The sequence below is a fragment of the Shewanella indica genome (genome assembly GCF_033842865.1).
Taxonomy (GTDB): Bacteria; Pseudomonadota; Gammaproteobacteria; order Enterobacterales; family Shewanellaceae; genus Shewanella; species Shewanella indica.
Window position 1 is genome coordinate 1,338,273 of record NZ_JAWXXR010000001.1, and the last position, 16,474, is coordinate 1,354,746.

Below are 16,474 nucleotides of genomic sequence, written 5' to 3' on the forward strand. Positions count from 1 at the left end.
GATATTACACATAAGATTAAAAAACTATAAAAAGCATCACCCGTGTAGGACTTTTCCTATAGGGTTATTGTCATTTCCGATCCAATCCCAATCCTCTTTCATTCTAGTCACTACTAATTGTAGTATCAGCATCGAAGTGGTTCGAGCTTAGCTTGAAAATATGAAGCTCAATTTTAAGTTGAGATCTTAGGTTTTCCTAGGCTTCTAAATTCTACAAGTATAAAAGCGCATACCACCTATTCTTTAAATATTAAGGATTAATAGGTACACATATGAAGAAAATAATTGTATTAGCGGTATCTTTAGCTGGTTATGCTTCTCTAGGAACAGCTAACGCAGCATCAACAGGTACTATTCAATTCGTTGGTGAAATCACTGGAGCCACTTGTAATGCTACGGTTAATGGCACAGGCAACGCCACCGTAACACTGCCAACTGTCAGTAACAGTCAACTTCAAGCGGCTGGTAATACCGCCGGGAAAACCAGCTTTACCGTTGAGTTAAGTGATTGTACTGCACTAGGTACTATGACTCAGGGTTCTGCTTTCTTCGAGAGCGGCTCAGCAGTCAATATAGCAACTGGTCGTCTTAAAAATACCGCGGCAAACAATGCCGCAAGTAACGTGACATTGCAGTTACGTGACGCTTCATCTGATACAGCAATCAAAGTTGGCGACTCGAGCCAAACTACTACAAACACTTATGTCAATTTGCCAACCACAGCCGGAGGTAAGGCTCAACTTCCTTACACTGTAGAATATTATGCTGAAAATGCGGTGACTGCGGGTAAGGTTAATTCATCAGTAGTTTATTCAATCCAATATAAGTAAACCTTTTATTAAATAAGATATATAGGGGGGATCTCCCCCCCCTATCATCAAAAAGGATAATACAGTGCTTCGCTTCTTTTACCTTATTCTAATTATGGTTACATTAATATGTACTATAGGAGTTGCACCACAAGCATTAGCCAGCGTGGTGATTACTGGCACTCGTGTAATTTACCCTTCTGATGCGAATGAGGTGAGTGTAAAGCTGGATAACAGGGGAGAAACTCCTGTTTTGGTTCAAAGCTGGATTGACAATGGTGAAATTGATGAAAAACCTGACTTCATCGATGTTCCATTTATCATTACTCCTCCTGTAAATAGAATTGATCCAGATAAGGGACAGACTCTAAGAATACGTTACACAGGGGATACTCTTCCGACTGATAGGGAGAGTTTATTTTGGCTAAACGTACTTGAAATCCCTGCAAAACCAAGCTCAGAAAGCAATGAAAACTATTTGCAAATGGCGTTTAGAACGAGAATAAAGCTATTTTACCGACCAAACTCATTAGCGTTTGACGTTAAGGATTCTATAGAAAAGATCAGTTTCAACCGACTAGACAATGACACTGTAAGAGTTGATAACCCAACTCCTTTCCACATTTCCTTCGCCAAGATAGTATCCAATGAAAAAGAAATAGAAGGAGAGATGGTATCGCCACATTCATCGTTGAAGTTCCAACTACCTAACCGAATAGGAAGTAAAGTTGAAGCCACTTATATCAATGATTACGGCGCCATGAAACTTCAGGAATATTTAGTTAAATAATTAATAGCCTAATATGGATAACAATATTGGCATCAGCTAAATAACTAAATCGAGGTCAAATTGAAAAAATTACCAATCAGTAATTTTATTACATTATTAGTAGTGGGCTATACACTATCATTTGGCTGTAGGATAACTCTTGCTGATACCTCCCCATCTGTTGGTGCATCATCTACTAGCGTTACATTTGATTCATCTCTATTGAACATGGTGGGATCAGATAGCTTCGATTTAAGCTATTTTCAAGATGGCGCATCTGCTCTTCCTGGAAATTATAAGTCGGCAGTATATATCAATGGGGTATTACTTGGCTATTACAATGTTGAATTCAAGGTAGACAATAAGAAAAAGGTATATCCATGCCTGAGTCAAAAATTGATAAAAGACATTCAATTCAATCCAGATGAATTACCCATACCCATTGATAAAAATATCGATTCATGCATTGACTTGAAAAATCACATCTCTACGGCATACGTTAACTATGATAGCGGAACTCAACACCTTGACATTATTGTGCCTCAAGCCTATCTGTACAATAAGGCAAGGGGGGAAGTTCACCCTGAACTATGGGATGAGGGCATCAACTCTGGTATTTTTGGATACAATATCAATGGTTATAGTAGCCGTTCCAATGGAGAAAATTACAACTCATTATTTGCCAACTTTAGAACCGGAATCAATATCGGAGCATGGCAACTAAGACATAATGGTAACTACTCTTCAATTGAAGGAGGAAGAGAGAACTATAACGCTATAAATACATATATACAACGTGATATCCCTTCATGGAGAAGTAGTGCTTTAGTTGGACAATCAAATACTTCTGGACAAATATTTGACACCTTACCTTTCGTTGGACTTCATTTGGCAAGCGATAGAAGAATGTTACCTGAATCTCAGCAAGGCTACGCACCTCAAATAAGAGGTGTAGCTAAAACTAATGCGCGAGTTTTTATCCGCCAAAATGATCAAATCATTTATGAAACCAATGTAACTCCCGGTGAATTTCTAATTAACGATCTCTATCCTACCGGTTTTGGTGGGGATCTTGTTGTTACTGTAAGAGAATCTGATGCCAGTGAACACTCATTTAAAGTACCCTACGCTTCTGTAACCCAGTTGTTAAGGCCAGGTACAATACACTATGAATTTACCGCAGGTAAAATTCATAGTGATAGCTTATTAAGTAATCCTGATATCTATCAGGCGACTTACCAGTATGGTGTCAATAATACCTTTACTAGTTATGGTGGACTCCAGGCCAGTGATGATTATTACGCCGTGCAACTTGGTGGTGCTATCGGTTCTTCCATTGGTGCATTTGCTCTGGATATTACCCACGCAAGAACCCGCTTGGGAGACGGAGTTGAACCTATGGATATTAGTAAGAGAGTAGAAAATATAACAGGACAAAGTTATCGACTAAGCTATAGTAAGGCTATCAGCGAAACAAACACTAACTTGTCATTGGCTGCATATCGATTCTCAACCGATGGGTATATGGACTTTATGACAGCAATGCATACCCGTGATGCTGTATCTTTAGGAGATTCACCAGAGAATATTTTCAGATCTAAAAATCGCTTTACTGTTACCGCAGCACAGAGTTTACCTAATAATTGGGGACAATTTTATTTAAGTGGCTCATTACAAGATTATTGGAACCAAAAAGGGACAGAAAAGCAATATCATTTTGGATATAACAATCGTTATAAAATTTTGTCTTATGGTTTAAGTATAAACCGTAGCTTTTCCAGTATAGGAACAGAAGAAACCAACTATTTATTGAGCTTTAGTCTGCCCCTTGGAAAAAGTAACTTCTCGCCGCAGATGATGGTCGACCTTTCCCATGACACCAATGGCAATAATAGCCAGCAGTTGGCGGTATCTGGTGTATATGGAGCCGAAAGTGAATTAGGTTATGGTGCAACTATTACCAATACTGATAACGGCGGAACCAGTCATTCACTCAACGCCAATTATCGAGGGCATGCAACCACACTAACAGGTAGTTATAGCCATGGAAATAACTACAACAGCGCTGCGGCAGGGATTAATGGCACTGTCATAGCACATTCAGGTGGAATAACACTCACCCCCTATGTAGCCAATACCTTTGCCTTGATTGAAGCTATAGGTGCTGAGGGAGCAAGTGTATCTTCATATCCTGGTATTCATCTTGATAGCAATGGTTATGCTGCCGTACCTTATTTGAAACCTTATCAGATAAACGAGATTAACATTGATCCAAAAGGAACCTCTGCCGGGGTTGAATTGGAATCTACTTCTCAGAAAGTAGCCCCTCATGCAGGAGCTGTGGTGAAGTTAAGCTATAAAACCAAGCAGGGTAATCTGATTTTGGTCAAAGCAACCTATGAAGGAAACCCATTACCATTTGGGGCTTATGTTACAGATGGTCAAAACAATCATGTTGGCACTGTAGGCCAAGGTGGCGTTCTTTATGCCAGAGTCGATAAAAACAGTGGACAATTAAATATAAAATGGTCAGAACCTGATTCAAAAAGTTGCTCAATTGATTATGAAATAAAGAAAGATTTACCAAATTGGATCCATAAATTCAAAGCTGCTTGCCACTAACCAACTGAATTAACAAGCTTAGAAAAGTTTCACCTAAAGTAACAGGTAGATTAAGATGAAGTGTATAAAAAATTTTTTTTGGATCTTCTTATTGTTAGTCATAGGAGGATACTCTAGCGTAGCGGAAGCGATCCAATGTTCTCGAACCTCATCTTTAGTTAACGCACAAATGCCTTTGGCTGTAAATAACTTAACTGTTGGCCCTGACACGCCTAACGGCACAGTTATATTTAGGCAAGATTTTCGCGTAGGACAAAGGCTATCCGTACATTGCACCCCTTCAAGCTCGCCATATCAAATTTATAGGAGTTATAATTATACACGCATGCCATTGCCTAGTTCGCAATGGTATGGCGGACCTTATCCTAGAGCAACTATTTATCAAACCGGAGTGCCGGGTATTGGCGTAATGATATTAGCAGAGAATAGGCCTTTACCTATAGATATAAAAGCTAACGAAGTCACACCAGCGAATCAGTTCACTAATTATAATTTAAACTTAGGCATGGTTTTATTTTTCATTAAAATAGGAAATGTACAACCGGGAACTATTAGAGGATTTAACTTACCTTCCAGCAACATAAGGTTTAAAGCGCCTGGTGCTAATGTTTTATTGGCAAGATTAGCAATCACCGGCTCTATCAATATAGTGTCGCAAACGTGCAGGGTATCGAATGTGACTGTCCCTATGGGACAGCATAAGATAGGTGATAAATTAACAGGAAAAGGGAAAACCACTGAATGGGTCGACGCATCCATCAGGCTGACTAACTGTCCGAGATTTTACGGCACCCTAAAAGATGGTAAAAATACCAACTACAATTACACCACAGGCGTAGTGAACACCGGAAATTACACTCAAAATGCGTTGGGAGTATCAATATCACCTAACACAAGTACGGTAGATAATAGTGCAGGTATTATGAGTATCAAGTCCGGAACCAATAGCGCTCAAGGTGTTGCCATTCAGCTTGCCGAGTTTTCCAATCGTAGATTTAACAATTATATAAAGTTTGGAACTCCTTGGATATATACTTTATCAAATGAAAATAGTACAACTTTTACCATTCCACTGAGAGCAAGATATATCCAAACCGAATCAGAAGTCACTCCCGGTAGAGCTGATGCTACGGCTACTTTTACCTTGACATACAAGTAACATTAATAAAAATAATAGTTTTAAAAAAGGCAGCCAGATGGCTGCCTTTTCTATCAATTTTTTAATCAAGGATAATACTGAAATAAACTTAAGAACAGTAAGGTTGAAAATCAGCCTAATGTCATAATCAAGGAGGCTCGCCAACGACGATAATGATATGGCAAAATAGGTTGTGGCAAGACCCAGCGAGATTCACTGTCACTCTTGTAAAGCGGAATATCTTGGCTTCTTAAGAAACGCTCCAAACGAAAAGGGTGTAAACGACAAAAAATAATGTCACAGCCTGCCAACTGCTCAACGTGTAACTCATCTTTTGATATGCAAAGTCCAGCATCCATCAGCCAATAAAGTGTCTGATGATAAATTTCATATTTATGCTGTTTTAGAAAAGCTATGCCCCAACCTGGTTCAGCCGTTAATGCCAACTCTCGGTAAGTTCTGAAATCCATTTACAGCCTCCAAAAGATAGTTTAGGCAGACTATAAAGGCTTGCTTCAATTATATCGTTAAGAAAAATCTCTATTAATGTAAGAAAGTTCTGACATTGAAGTTCTGTCAAATCTCATTACTAGTAACCTGTCCAAATAACTCTCTTTCATGACATTGCTGACTAAAACAGACTAAAAATATTTTCCATAGTAAGCTAATAGCGGGTTTTCTAGACGGCGTTGTTGCCTAAATAAGCGGAACCTTTTTCGCTTTCCATGATCTGATCTTGCATAACAGGTCTTCGGTCAGTTTCATGGGTAAGTCAGAACGCAATATCACCAATTGGAAGCAATACAATCAGGCATTAGTCAACCGTGGTTCGGTTACCTTCTGGCTGGACGAGGCAGCGGTTAACGCTTGGCATTGCACAAAGCATCACGGCGGTCGTGGCCGTGGCTTTCAATTCAGCGACACCGCCATCGAAACCGCCTTGATGCTCAAAGGGATTTTTAAGCTGTCATTACGTGCGACCGAAAGGTTCATCAACTCCTTATTTCAGCTGATGAAAATACCGTTAATTGCTCCAGACTACAGCTGTATCAGTAAACGCGCCAAGACGGTGAACGTCAAGTACCGCAATCCCTCAAGAGGTGCGGTAGCGCATGTTGTCGTCGATGCCACAGGCCTCAAAGTGTATGGCGAAGGTGAATGGAAAATGCGTAAGCATGGCAAAGAAAAACGTCGGGTTTGGCGCAAGCTTCATTTGGCTATCGATGCCGCTACACATGAAATTATCGGTGCGCAAACAAGCCTTGAAACTGTAGCAGATAATGAAGTATTTCCAGCGTTACTGGCTCCCCTAAGACGCAAGCTTAGACAAGTCTCCGCTGACGGGACTTACGATACCAAAGCTTGTCATAAATTATTGCGACGAAAGCAGGCGAAGCCAACGATTCCACCCCGCTCAAATGCCGGATACTGGGAACCAGGGCATCCTCGAAATGAAGCTGTGGATGCACTCAAGGCAGGAGAGTTGAAGCAATGGAAATTGATGAATCACTACCATCAGCGTTCCTTATCTGAGACCGCCATGTATCGCTACAAACAACTCATTAGCGCCAAATTAAGTTTGCGTGACTATAACGGGCAGGTGGGTGAGGCATTAAACAAAGTCATAAGACTGGGTATGCCTGTTCGCCAGAAAATCTCGTAAAGCAGCTGAAAGCCTAGGGGTAGTTGCGTTCAAGCGAATGATTTGATCAACAACGCCTTTCTAGACTGTTACTAATGCAGTCTCCGAGTATGACGGAAAATAATCCTCTGCATTGAGAGCTGTGGAGCACTGCGTTATCCGACTTCGACAGACTCCGGCATACCTTCAGGCAGATGCCTTGAATGCCAATTGCTGTGCAAGCCACTCTCTACAAAAGAGAAGGCCACAAGGACTTATTCTCACCTTCCTTAAACGCTTACATTCAAAAGGTCTCTATCTACTAATAAGCACTTGCTGCAAAAATTAAAAGTATCAGGAATTTAGAAACCGATGTAATTGGGGAAAGGCACGATAAGGTTCACCAAATCTAAATAGGTCAGATTGATCTATTTAGATTTGGTTGACCGTTATTTTTTACCAGAAAAATTTACATCATCAACTTAGCGGCTATCGCGCTTTTGCTGCAACGCTTCGGCGCCCGTTGCCACCATTCGCAGTTGAGTCACCAGTCGGTCGGCCAGAATCTTGCGATCGGCCCGTTTCATATCCAGGGCGGCGGCGCCGGCATTGAACACCAGAGTCACCAATGCTTCGGCCTGTGCCCTGGCCAACTCAGGGCTGCGGCCGGCGGTGTCCTCGGTGTAGTGCGCCAGTTCCGAGATAAAGTGTTCAATCTCCCGCGCCACAGCGGCACGAAAGGCGGCCGAGGTGCCTGAGCGTTCATGCAACAGGATCCTGAATACGTTGGGGTTGGATTCCAGTACTTCCATAAAGGTGTCGACCGAGATGCGGATAACACTGCCGCCGGCCTCGGCGCGCTGACGTCCCTTACGCATCATCTGTCTCAGCGTCAGGCCACCTTCATCGACCATGGTCAGCCCTAGCTCATTCATATCCTTGAAATGACGGTAGAAAGAGGTTGGCGCTATATTGGCTTCCCTGGCCACTTCCCTAAGACTCAGGCTGGAAAAGCTACGCTCGGCACTCAGTTGATTGAATGCTGCATCCACCAAGGCGCGGCGGGTTTTCTCTTTCTGCTGTGCTCTGATACCCATCTTTATTCCATTCACTGGATCTGTTGCGCAAATAATACAGGCTTTACTCAATAATCACATCCTCGGCTGGTGTCACTGTGATTGTGCTCCAATAGCAACTTAGCATACACTTGTTAGCTTAAAGCGTTTTGGAAGTCATCATAATGAAAAAACCTCCCCTCATCTGGACCAACCTGATCCTCTTCCTGCTGACGTTTGCCGGTGCCTGTATTCTGGTGCCTTGGCGAGGCATCAGTCATGGTTTTGAGCTCAGCGAGTGGCTCACCTTCGTACTGTTGGCCTTCGCCAGTGGTTTGTCTATCACCGCCGGTTACCACAGGCTGTGGTCACATAAGGCTTATAAGTCTCACCCTGCCGTGCGTTTCCTGTTTGCCCTGGGCGGTGCGCTGGCTTTGCAGAACAGTGCCTTGCATTGGGCTTCGGATCATCGTATCCATCACAAGCATGTGGATGACAATGACAAGGATCCCTATTCAGCGAACATGGGTTTCTGGTATAGCCATATTGGTTGGATGCTCAGGGAATATCAGGCACAGCGTTATCACGACTATAACAACGTCAGAGACCTGCAAAACGATACCATAGTCATGTGGCAGCATAAGCATTATCTGCTGCTGGCACTATTGATGAATGTGGGCCTCCCCGCTCTGCTTGGTTGGTTGAACGGCGATATCCTGTCGATGTTGCTGCTGGCCGGTCTGCTGCGCCTGGTAGTAGTGCATCACTGCACCTTTTTTATCAACTCGTTGGCGCATATCTGGGGCAAACAACCCTATACAGATCGCAACAGTGCCCGAGACAACGGCGTGCTGGCACTGTTTACTTATGGTGAGGGTTACCATAACTTCCACCATATCTTTGAAAACGATTACCGCAATGGTATCCATTGGTGGCATTACGACCCTACCAAGTGGCTGATCCGTTTCCTGTCCTGGTTTGGCCTGACCAAAGATCTGCGCAAGAGCCCCCAGGAGCGCATCGAAGCCGCCAAACTGCAGATGCAACTCAAGCGCGCCCAGCATAAGGTGGCCCATCTGCCCAATTGCGAGGAAATCCTGGAAAAGCTGCAGGCAGAATACGAGGAATTGAAGAGCCACTTGCTGGCCTACTTTGAAGCCAAGAAGGCGCTGCTTGAAGCACGCAAGCAGCAATTGGCCGATAAGCATCTGCTGTCTCAGGTGACGGAAATGCGCTTACGTTTTCGCGCCCAACGAAAACAATGGCGCCAACTGCAAGCCAGCATAGCCTAAAACCTTGTCGTAGCCACCCAAGGCCTGGCGATCGGCTTAACAGAATTTACCTGAGTTGTGAAACGGTCGGCTTGTACTGCGGCCGTTTCTGTTTATGATCAGGGGTTATTTCAATCACTCAGGGACCCGGCTATGTCAGATCAGTCAGTCAAACTCACGGAGTACAGCCACGGCGCAGGTTGCGGTTGCAAGATTTCTCCCAAAGTCCTCAGCACCATTTTGGCCTCTCAATTGCCGGACTTTAAAGATCCCCGCCTGTTGGTCGGCAACCAGAGCCGGGATGATGCGGCCGTGTATCAGTTGGATGATCACACGGGCATTATCAGCACCACAGACTTCTTTATGCCGATAGTCGATGACCCTTTCACTTTCGGCCGTATCGCAGCCACCAATGCCATCAGCGATATCTATGCCATGGGCGGCAAGCCTATTATGGCGATTGCTATTCTGGGCTGGCCGGTGAACAAGCTGTCACCCGAGATTGCCCAGCAGGTAGTGGATGGCGGACGCCAAGCCTGCATGGATGCCGGGATCATGTTGGCAGGAGGCCATAGCATAGATGCACCCGAGCCTATTTTCGGCCTGGCAGTAACCGGCACAGTGGCACTGGAGCACCTCAAGCAGAACGATACCGCCAAGGCGGGTGACAAGCTCTATCTCACCAAACCTCTGGGAATTGGCATACTGACTACGGCACAAAAGCAGAAAAAGCTGGCACCGCAGGACGTCAATATCGCCCCCGAAGCCATGTGCCAACTCAATAAAATAGGTGCCGAAGTCGCCAAGATAAGCGCGGTTCACGCCATGACAGATGTGACGGGCTTTGGTCTGGCGGGCCACCTGCTGGAAATGTGTCAGGGCTCCAACCTCAAGGCCAGCATAGATACCGCCAAACTACCACTGCTGGAAAAAGCCTCCGAGTATCTGGCTGTGGGTTGTATCCCGGGCGGCACCCACAGAAACTTTGACAGCTACGGTGAGCACCTTCCCGAGGTTTCCGAGCAACAAAAGGCCTTACTGTGCGATCCGCAAACCAGCGGCGGCTTACTTATCGCTGTCGGCGCCGAGGGTGAGGCAGAACTGCAGCAACTGCTGACCAGCCAAGGGCTGGAGCTACACTGTATAGGTGCGCTCGACTGCCGCGACGACAGTCAGCAGTGGGTGGAGCTTATATGAGTCGACAGATAATCGCGCCTGCAGAATACCGGGAGATCTTCCTATCCGATCGTCCCCTGGTCGATCTGCGGGCGCCGGTTGAGTTTGCCAAGGGTGCCTTTCCTGCCAGCACTAACCTGCCATTGATGAACGACAGCGAAAGGCAGAAGGTAGGCACCTGTTATAAAGAGCATGGGCAGGCCGCCGCCATAGAGCTCGGCCATTCGCTGGTCAAAGGCAAGATCAAGGCCGCGCGTATTCAAGCCTGGCTGGATTTCTTCAGCGCCCACCCAGATGCCAACCTCTACTGTTTTCGGGGTGGTCTGCGCTCTCAACTGACCCAGCAATGGATCCGCGAGGCTGGTCTTGAAGTGCCCTATATTCAGGGCGGCTACAAGGCGATGCGCCAATACCTTATCGATACCATAGATAACACCCCGCAGCAGCAACAGCTGTTGATCCTCAGCGGTATTACCGGCTCAGGCAAGACAGAGTTTATTCTCAGTCGCAGCGAGTCTGTGGATCTGGAAGGTACAGCCAATCACCGAGGCTCAAGCTTTGGCAAAAATGTTACTCCGCAGCCCAGTCAGATCAATTTTGAAAACAGCTTGGCTCGGGAGCTGTTGAGGCATCAAGAGAGGCAAGAGTCCTGCCTGCTGCTGGAAGACGAAAGCTTCCTGATAGGACGCCGCGCCATACCCAAAGTCTTTTTCAGTGCCATGCAGCAGGCGCAGGTTTTGGTGTTGGAAGAGCCACTGGAGGCCAGGCTCCCCCGCCTTCTGGATGAGTATGTGCACAAGATGCAGCGAGGTTTTGAACAGCATTATGGCGCCGAAGAAGGCATGGCGGCGTTCGGTGCCTATCTGCGTCAGAGTGTCGAGGGCATACGCAAGCGTATGGGGCACCAACAAACTGAGCAACTGCTGGAGCTGGTCGACGCAAGCTTGCAGACACAGCAGCAACGCAACACTACAGAACAACATCTGGAGTGGATCTCACTGCTGCTGGAGAAGTATTACGACCCCATGTATCAGTACCAGCTGGAGAAAAAGGCCGAGCGGATCATCTTCCGCGGTGACCGTCAGGCCATTCATCAGTGGCTGGATGAGAGGCGATCAAACCGCCAGCAATGAGTGTAACGACGGGCCATCAAGCTTAATTGGCTCTTCGGCAAACAAAATGAGCCCGGCTGCGACCGGGCTCTTTCGTTGACATGACCTTAGCTATCAGATTTAGCCAGCAGATCGGCTACCCGCTGCTGCAACGAGTGACGGCTCTCTTCTGCGCCGGGTACCTGAGCTGCGATATTGACCTTAAGCCTGGACCAGAAACGTCTTGGCCGGGTCGTCAGGGCATGGCCATCTTTGTGGCTGAAATAAGATCCCCACAAACCTTTGAGCGCCATTGGCACCACAGGCACAGGATCCTTTGCCAGTATCTGTTCGATACCGGGCCGGAACTGATGCAATTCACCGTCGGGAGACAACCTACCCTCAGGGAAAATACACACTAACTCTTCATTGGTCAGCGCCTGGTGGATACGCTCAAAGGCCCGGGTATAGGTATCAATGCACTTTTTCGGTGAGCAGATAGGGATCACCCCGGCGTGGCGGAACAGATACTTGAGCAAGGGCATTTCACTTATGCTCTTATCCATCACAAAGCGCACCGGGCGAGTGGATGCTCCCAGCAGCACCAAGGCATCGACGTAACTGACATGGTTACACACCAGCACGGCAGCCCCCTGCTTGGGGATGTTTTCCCGGCCTTCCACCTTGAGACGATACAACAAATGGCTCAGCAGATAACTGATAAACCTCAGCGTAAACTCAGGCACCTGGCTATAGACATACAACGCTACCACGGCGTTGAATACCGCCAGCAGAGTAAATAACTGAGGAATCGACAGGCCCACCAGCTCCAGCAATATTATCGACAATATCGCCGAGCACACCATAAACAGAGCATTGATGATATTGTTGGCGGCTATGGCTTGGGCACATTCACCCGGGGCCGAGCGCGACTGAATAAAGGCATACAGAGGCACAATAAACAGGCCGCCACTGACCCCCACCATAAACAGTGCCAACATCAGCCTGAAGTGTTCACTGCGGCCGACAAACTCACTTATGTCGTAGAGATATCCCGCCGGCAGTTGGCTGTAGTCAGGAATGGCCCACAGCAGATCCAGGCCAAAGAAGGTTAACCCGGCCACCCCGAAAGGCAGCAACCCCAGCTCTACATGGCCAAAGGAGAAGCGCTCACAAACAAAGGAGCCGACCGCAATACCTATGGAAAACAGCGCCAGCAGCAGTGACACCACAGTGGCGTCCGAATGCAGCGAGCCTCTGGCAAAATTGGGGAACTGGGTCAGATAGGTGGCACCCAAAAACCAGAACCAGCTAATCGCCAGAATCGCCATCCAGATTGACGGCGTTTGCCGCACTCGCTTGATACTGGCCAAAGTACCGGACAGGGGCGCAAAGCGTACCTTATCTATCGGCAGCGGCGCCGGCAATGATGGAATCGCCCGGCTGGAGAGGAAACCGGCCAAGGCCAGCACACATACGGTTATTGCGGCCCACATCAGGCCGTTATCACTGGTTACCAACAGCCCGGCACTCAGGGTGCCTATCAAAATAGACAGAAAGGTACCCATCTCTACCCAGGCGTTACCGGTGACCAACTCATCTTCTCTAAGCGCCTGCGGCAAGAGCGAGTATTTTACCGGGCCAAAGTAGGCCGATTGAGTGCCGGTGAGAAACAGCAGCAGCAACATCAACATATAGCTTTGCGCCATAATCGCCGCGGCGGCGCAGGACATGATGATAAGCTCCAGCAGCTTTAATCTGCGGATCATCAGCGCCTTGTCCATATTGTCGGCCACCATGCCCGCATGGGCAGAAAACAGAAAGAAAGGCAGAATGAAAATCCCCGCCGCCAGATTGACAAACAGATCCACACTCATCGGCAGGTTCTCGACCTGACTGTAGGTCACCAGCAGCAGCAACACATTTTTGTAGATGTTGTCGTTAAGCGCCCCCAGACACTGAGTGGCGAAATAGGGTAAAAATCGTTTGCTCAGGAACATACGCCATCCTCCTGTTGCATTGCTGTCCACCACAAGTGCACCTGAAATGTCAGTAACTGCAACCAAGAAGCCTGACTGAAGAGCTTATCGTCCAGCGCCAGGCCGGTCAGCCCATGGATACTGCTCCAGAAGCTGCGACTGGCGAGTGCCAGCTTGGATGAGGGCAAGTTTGGCAACAAGTCACCGAGTTGCAGTTCGAGCAAGCCTATCAGCTCGGCAATCAGCTGTTGTTGCGATTCCGGCAGAGGTTCTTCCGGCCCCAGATGTAAGGCAAACACCAAACGAAATGCCTGGGGTTGGCTATGGGCAAACTCGGCATAAGCCTTGGCCAGTGCCAACAGCTTCTGCTCGCCGGTTGCGAATGTTTGTTCGCACACCAGCTGTATTTGCTCAAGCAGACGCTCCAAGACCCTGGCGGATACGCTCAGGAGCAGATAGTTGTAGCTACCAAAGAGGTTGATTAAGGTACTGGGGGCATAGCCCACTTGGGAGGCGATCCGTCTAAGACTCAGGCCGGTATATTCCTCCTGATTCAACAACTGCTCGACGGCATCCAGTGCCATGAGGCGGATCTCTTGATGACTGTGTTCCTTACGTCTTGCCATAGTGTCCATTCCTGAAAAGAGATGGCAGCAGACTAACAGCCTTTAAAATAAAAAACAATGTTCACAATATGACATTTTTTAATCAGAATTACGAAAGGCAATTGATATCTTCTAAGGTAATCACTACCTAAAAGTACACCAAATAATATGACTTCAGCTTACTGCCTCTAGTTCTAATAGGGTCAAAACGACAATAGGCCAGAAGCACTGCTTCTGGCCTATTTTACCTGTGATATGCATCCACTTGTTTAACGCATGGTAACAAACTCTTCTGCGCCTGTTGGATGGATAGCAACTACGGCATCGAAGTCAGCCTTGGTGGCGCCCATCTTGATGGCAACGCCAAAGCCTTGAAGGATTTCATCCATGCCAAAGCCGATACCGTGGATCCCGACAACTTTTTCATCGGCGCCGGCACAAACCAGCTTCATCTTACAGGCTTGACGGTGCGCAGTAACCGCTGTGTACATGGAGGTAAAGGATGAAGTGTAGACTTTCACCTGATCCTCACCGAAACGTTCTTTGGCCTCAGGCTCTGTCAGCCCCATGGTGCCAATTGGCGGGTGGCTGAAGACCACTGTCGGGATGCAGTCATAGTCCATCTTGGCATCCGGCAAGGCGCCAAAGAGACGCTCTGACAGCAAGCGACCCGCCTTGACGGCAACCGGTGTCAGCTCTACTCCGCCAGCCATGATGTCACCGACACAGTAAACCCCTTTGGCGCTGGTGTTTTGCTGGGCATCTGTTATCACATATCCCTTGGGATCCAACTGCACATCGGTATTTTCAAGGCCGATATTGCCTGTGGCCGGTGCCCGACCTATGGCCCAGATCAGGCAGTCCACTGTGTACTCTTCAGCGTTTTCCAGCACCAGAGTCAGGCTGCCATCGGCGTTTTTACGCACTTCCTTGGGAATGCTCTGGGTATGCAGCGAAGGCCCTTCGCTGGCCATGGACTCCATCAGTGTTTCATAGAGCATGGGGTCGAAGTTACGCAGCGGCGCATGTTTGCGTACAAACAGATGGGTTTCACTGCCCAGGGCATGCAATACACCGGCAATTTCCACCGCGATATAACCGGCACCCACTACGGCTACCCGCTTGGGCTGTTCACGCAGGGCAAAGAAACCGTCCGAGTCTATGCCATATTCAGCCCCGGGAATGTCGGGAATGCTGGGCGCGCCGCCGGTAGCGATCAAAATATGCTCGGCACTGTAGTGTTCGCCGTCAACCTCAATGGTGTGGTTATCAACAAAGCGGCCATAGCCGTTAACCACTGTCACCTTGTTGTTGGCCAGACCGCGTTCGTAAGAGCCATGGATCCGTTCGATATAGGCTTCACGACTGGCCACCAAAGTGTTCCAGTCAAACTGGTTGACGCTGACATCAAAACCGTAATCTTTGGCATAGAGATGCATGGCTTCGGCCACTTGGGCGCCATACCACATGACCTTCTTGGGCACACAGCCGACGTTGACGCAGGTACCACCCAGGTGTTTGGCTTCAATCAGCAAGACCTTGGCGCCACGCATAGCGGCTCTGTTGGCTGACGCAATACCACCGCTGCCCGCACCCAGGCAGATATAGTCAAAATGTTGTGCCATGTTTATCTCCGTAGATTGATACTGACTCACTCGCCCAACAGGGCGACCTCCCGTCTGGCGGGATACTTGTGAGCCATTGTAGGGGGATTCAGATCAAGTGACCAGACCAGAGTCTGCCGGTAAAAATTTCAGTGGTACAAGCTGCAGCGGGAATAATCCTGGGTCTCTGGCCCTGAGCCTGAGCACTTGAGGCAACGAAACTGCTGTTGATGCTCGCCGAGTTCAGCCTGCAAATATCTGGCAGTGTGGGAATCTTTCTGCCTGAGGCGCCGCTCCAGCTCTGTCATTCGCTTATCCAACCAGCGACAACCGGGATCATCGGCGATTTGGCGGCGAGGCTTGGATGGCTTCTTTTTTCGGGATTTGGTTGGTTTACTGTCGCGCGAGGCCTTGGGCAGGGGCGCAGACTCATATTCAAGTGCGGCTTCAAACTGCTGTGGAATGGCAATAGGATTGCCCTCGCTGTCGAGCACCCACCCCAGAGGGAGCGAACCAGGCTCTTTGCCCGGGTCGCTGAGTTGCTTATCTATTGAGGGCTCTGAACCCGACACTGGATTCAGGTCTGGATTCAGGTCTGAGCTTGATTCGGCCTGGGATTCAACCAATGGGGCGACTCCCAACCAAAGGAGCAGGCAGCAAAGCCCGCCGATTCTGTAGGTTAACATTCCCTGTCCCTCCGCATCGATCCGTCGACGCTTTTTGTCTTCACATCA

The 16,474-nt window shown here is 47.7% G+C and carries 14 protein-coding genes; 8 read left to right on the forward strand and 6 right to left on the reverse strand.

Annotated features, from left to right (window positions below):
* Window positions 1-272 precede the first annotated feature (272 nt).
* From SIL79_RS06245 to SIL79_RS06260, 4 genes are all read left to right on the forward strand, one after another.
* Window positions 273-830: a fimbrial protein gene (locus SIL79_RS06245; protein ID WP_071475519.1), complete on the forward strand. Its 558-nt coding sequence runs from the start codon at window positions 273-275 to the stop codon at window positions 828-830.
* A 64-nt stretch (window positions 831-894) separates the two neighbouring features.
* Entirely contained in the window at window positions 895-1,599 is a 705-nt protein-coding gene (locus SIL79_RS06250) for a fimbrial biogenesis chaperone (protein ID WP_202932881.1), read from the forward strand.
* A 60-nt stretch (window positions 1,600-1,659) separates the two neighbouring features.
* Window positions 1,660-4,200 carry a fimbria/pilus outer membrane usher protein gene (locus tag SIL79_RS06255; RefSeq protein ID WP_319619071.1) on the forward strand — a complete coding sequence of 847 codons (2,541 nt, stop codon included), beginning with the start codon at window positions 1,660-1,662 and terminating at the stop codon, window positions 4,198-4,200.
* A gap of 55 nt (window positions 4,201-4,255) precedes the next feature.
* Window positions 4,256-5,359: a fimbrial protein gene (locus tag SIL79_RS06260; RefSeq protein ID WP_162206844.1), complete on the forward strand. Its 1,104-nt coding sequence runs from the start codon at window positions 4,256-4,258 to the stop codon at window positions 5,357-5,359.
* A 110-nt stretch (window positions 5,360-5,469) separates the two neighbouring features.
* Here SIL79_RS06260 and SIL79_RS06265 read toward each other — a convergent pair whose 3' ends face one another.
* Window positions 5,470-5,808: a hypothetical protein gene (locus SIL79_RS06265; RefSeq protein ID WP_143078329.1), complete on the reverse strand. Its 339-nt coding sequence runs from the start codon at window positions 5,806-5,808 to the stop codon at window positions 5,470-5,472.
* A gap of 293 nt (window positions 5,809-6,101) precedes the next feature.
* Here SIL79_RS06265 and SIL79_RS06270 point away from each other — a divergent pair, with 293 nt between their 5' ends.
* On the forward strand, window positions 6,102-7,001 hold the full coding sequence (locus SIL79_RS06270; RefSeq protein WP_319619072.1) for an IS5 family transposase: 900 nt from the start codon (window positions 6,102-6,104) through the stop codon (window positions 6,999-7,001).
* Window positions 7,002-7,441: 440 nt separating this feature from the next.
* Here SIL79_RS06270 and fabR read toward each other — a convergent pair whose 3' ends face one another.
* On the reverse strand, window positions 7,442-8,056 hold the full coding sequence (gene fabR, locus SIL79_RS06275; RefSeq protein ID WP_025010659.1) for an HTH-type transcriptional repressor FabR: 615 nt from the start codon (window positions 8,054-8,056) through the stop codon (window positions 7,442-7,444).
* Between the two features lie 143 nt (window positions 8,057-8,199).
* Between fabR and SIL79_RS06280 the strand changes: the two genes are divergently transcribed.
* The 3 genes from SIL79_RS06280 to mnmH all read left to right on the forward strand — a co-directional run bounded on the left by SIL79_RS06280 (window position 8,200) and on the right by mnmH (window position 11,594).
* Complete coding sequence (locus tag SIL79_RS06280) at window positions 8,200-9,306, forward strand: acyl-CoA desaturase (RefSeq protein WP_039035978.1); 1,107 nt, start codon at window positions 8,200-8,202, stop codon at window positions 9,304-9,306.
* Window positions 9,307-9,438: 132 nt separating this feature from the next.
* Window positions 9,439-10,482 (forward strand): selenide, water dikinase SelD, encoded by a 1,044-nt coding sequence (selD, locus tag SIL79_RS06285; RefSeq protein WP_071475699.1) that lies wholly within the window; start codon window positions 9,439-9,441, stop codon window positions 10,480-10,482.
* On the forward strand, window positions 10,479-11,594 hold the full coding sequence (gene mnmH / locus SIL79_RS06290; RefSeq protein ID WP_071475700.1) for a tRNA 2-selenouridine(34) synthase MnmH: 1,116 nt from the start codon (window positions 10,479-10,481) through the stop codon (window positions 11,592-11,594). Before selD ends, mnmH begins: the two co-directional genes overlap by 4 nt.
* Window positions 11,595-11,680: 86 nt before the next feature.
* Here the strand turns inward: mnmH and SIL79_RS06295 are convergent, their stop codons facing one another.
* From SIL79_RS06295 to SIL79_RS06310, 4 genes are all read right to left on the reverse strand, one after another.
* Window positions 11,681-13,552, reverse strand: coding sequence for an MFS transporter (locus SIL79_RS06295; protein WP_039035975.1), 1,872 nt, complete (start codon window positions 13,550-13,552; stop codon window positions 11,681-11,683).
* Entirely contained in the window at window positions 13,543-14,157 is a 615-nt protein-coding gene (locus SIL79_RS06300) for a TetR/AcrR family transcriptional regulator (protein ID WP_162206841.1), read from the reverse strand. The genes SIL79_RS06295 and SIL79_RS06300 overlap by 10 nt, the downstream gene beginning before the upstream one ends.
* 248 nt (window positions 14,158-14,405) lie before the next feature.
* Window positions 14,406-15,761 (reverse strand): glutathione-disulfide reductase, encoded by a 1,356-nt coding sequence (gene gorA / locus SIL79_RS06305; protein ID WP_045283799.1) that lies wholly within the window; start codon window positions 15,759-15,761, stop codon window positions 14,406-14,408.
* 128 nt (window positions 15,762-15,889) lie between these two features.
* Window positions 15,890-16,426 carry a hypothetical protein gene (locus SIL79_RS06310; RefSeq protein ID WP_162206839.1) on the reverse strand — a complete coding sequence of 179 codons (537 nt, stop codon included), beginning with the start codon at window positions 16,424-16,426 and terminating at the stop codon, window positions 15,890-15,892.
* Window positions 16,427-16,474 lie beyond the last annotated feature (48 nt).